The following is a 340-nucleotide window of genomic DNA, read 5'->3' as shown; positions in this document are numbered from 1 at the left end:
AAGCTCGGGACACGGCTGCTTTACGCGAAACCCTATGCGCCGGAGTCGAAGGGAAAAATAGAGCGGTTTAATCGTATCGTCGACTCGTTTCTGGACGAAGTCGCTGCGGCGAAACCTAAGACATTGGAACAATTGAATCAACAATTTGAGGTCTGGTTAAGTGAATGTTATCAGAACCAACCTCACTCCGCACTTCAGAATCAGATGAGCCCCGAGACTGCCTATCGTAGCGACCATAAAGCCATTCGTTTCATCTCACCAGAGAGCATCGCGGATGCCTTTTTGCATGCCGAAACTCGAAAAGTGGACAAGTCCGGTTGTATCAACTTCATGGGTAAGA

The 340-nt window shown here is 48.5% G+C and carries 1 protein-coding gene; it reads left to right on the top strand.

Annotation, left to right across the window (positions count from 1 at the left end):
• Positions 1-340 (top strand): integrase core domain-containing protein (locus tag J3482_RS20355; RefSeq protein ID WP_206923111.1); only part of this gene is annotated, 340 nt, incomplete at both ends.

Origin of the sequence: Alicyclobacillus suci, from assembly GCF_017329615.1 — a bacterium.
In the GTDB taxonomy this organism is placed as follows: Bacteria; Bacillota; Bacilli; order Alicyclobacillales; family Alicyclobacillaceae; genus Alicyclobacillus; species Alicyclobacillus suci.
This window is presented reverse-complemented; position numbering and strand designations above follow the sequence as displayed.